Source organism: Chryseosolibacter indicum, from assembly GCF_018598585.1.
In the GTDB taxonomy this organism is placed as follows: Bacteria; Bacteroidota; Bacteroidia; order Cytophagales; family Cyclobacteriaceae; genus Chryseosolibacter; species Chryseosolibacter indicus.
In genome coordinates this window covers 1-1,779 of record NZ_JAHESD010000144.1, presented here as the reverse complement: position 1 = coordinate 1,779, position 1,779 = coordinate 1, and the positions used below count along the sequence as shown (strand labels likewise).

2 protein-coding genes are annotated in these 1,779 nt (G+C 37.9%); both read right to left on the bottom strand.

Going from position 1 to position 1,779, the window contains the following annotated elements; all coding sequences use genetic code 11:
- Nucleotides 1-297 precede the first annotated feature (297 nt).
- Nucleotides 298-690, bottom strand: a complete 393-nt coding sequence (locus KK060_RS24795; protein ID WP_254157971.1) for a hypothetical protein — start codon at nt 688-690, stop codon at nt 298-300.
- Between the two features lie 483 nt (nt 691-1,173).
- Nucleotides 1,174-1,404 carry a hypothetical protein gene (locus KK060_RS24790; protein WP_254157969.1) on the bottom strand — a complete coding sequence of 77 codons (231 nt, stop codon included), beginning with the start codon at nt 1,402-1,404 and terminating at the stop codon, nt 1,174-1,176.
- Nucleotides 1,405-1,779 lie beyond the last annotated feature (375 nt).

Here is a 1,779-nt window from a genome sequence, read left to right as displayed (position 1 = left end):
TCCCTTTTTCTTGAATCCCAAAGGCTTCAGTGTCGCATGAAAGCTATCCTTCACAACTTTGTCAAACTTTGTCTCTGCGATACTCTTCATCATTAATATAAAATTGCGCACAACGTTTGTGTTTATGCAGTGCGGGGAATAGGAGGGCAAAAAAATGTAGCGCAGCGAAATATTTTGCCCGACTTGCACGTCTCTATCCCCCGACACCGAACTAAATTAAGAAATTACTTTTGACACCTACACCGAGCCCCCGCATTGCATAAACATTTTGTTAGCATGCGTTCGTTCTACTCGAAACTAAATTGTTTCAATCTTTATTTCCTTTAGTTTTCCTTTTTCGTCAAACTCAAGAATCAAGAATGTCGGATCAAATCCACTTCTATAAAGTCCGAGGTTATATGAAAAACCGAAATCTCTTTCAGGTTCACCTAACAGTTTCTTTATCTCAACGCTGTCCATTCCAATTTTCAAATGATTTTCAGTCAAGTCTATCAGCATGAAGTGTCTGTCGTTTTCATCATTTCTTCCTTTTTCCCAGTTTATCGTCCAAAGGTTTTTGTCAAACTCTCGTTTGTCCTCTTCAAGGTCCGCAGATCTGATAAACTGTCCAATCGGTGAAATCCATATGAGTCCCATGGTCACAATGATCACAGTCAATATTCCTAGTCCTATTTTGTAGCCTAATCTCATTTGAACAAATGCATGCTAACATCCTGATATAAGCCATATGGCTTATATTTCCTTATTGCTCTCCAATTTAATATTTTCCATCCCTTCTAAAAAAAGTAAGTTAGATTAAACCGGTTTTGCATTTCTCCTAATAGGTATTGCGCTCTGTACTCCCTGTAAACACCAACAAAGGCTAGGAAGGCTAGGGATAGCGCCAAGGATTTTTTTAAAGAAGCTTTATTACGTTGTCCCCTTTTTCAATACTCTCTAAAAAAACATCCTCGTCTGCGGTGACCAACTTCACCGTTTGAACCTTGTATTCACCGTCAGTGTCCGAGTTGACTATCTTTTTTTTCTTAATTTCATTTCTCTGAATGACCTTAATTTTTTGCTTTTTCTGACTATTGATTATTAGTACTCGTTTGTCCGTGACGCAGTATAAAACACTATCGGGTTGAAAAACTTTTTTTATAAGTATCACTACATTGATCAAGAGAATGATTATTAAGAACAATGCAAAGTTGTAAACATCTGCTTTTGGAAAAAATTCTTTTTGAAGAACAAGATAGTACGCTGAGAAAAGCCAAAAGCAATAGCAGATAGTTTAACAAATTCAATCAGTGTCCATTCAATGTTTCTTATTTTATATGGTCTTGCCAATGGTCTTCCTGTCCACAAGATTTGTTCGTTAGCCATTGCGAGTTCATCGAAAAATGCCTGTTTCTCTGATTTCATAGTCTCATTTTTCTCGTAAATACAGCCTAACGTGGCTATAACACACCTCTACTCCAAGTCTTCCGAAAATAGCACTCAAGTGGCCAGTTCAAGTCTGTAGCGCAGGAAGGCGGATAAGGGCCTAATTTATGGCGCTATTGTAAAGATAATACTCGGGGGGTAATAGATACCCAGAATTTACAGGATTATTATCTATAATTCTAACACTGGTGAACCCATTTCATTCGTACCTAATTCAATGCGTAGTGATCTATACTATTCGCAGGGATCCATAGCGATATATAGGACTAAGAAGGCATAAGAAGGACTAAGTAGCCAGACATAGCCAGGAATAGCCAGACGTAGCCAGGAATAGCCATACCATAGAGATAAGAT

What these genes read in the sequence shown, in the direction of transcription:
- KK060_RS24795 (WP_254157971.1), bottom strand. Translation starts at nt 690, where the DNA reads ATGAGATTAGGCTACAAAATAGGACTAGGAATATTGACTGTGATCATT.
- KK060_RS24790 (WP_254157969.1), bottom strand. Translation starts at nt 1,404, where the DNA reads ATGAAATCAGAGAAACAGGCATTTTTCGATGAACTCGCAATGGCTAAC.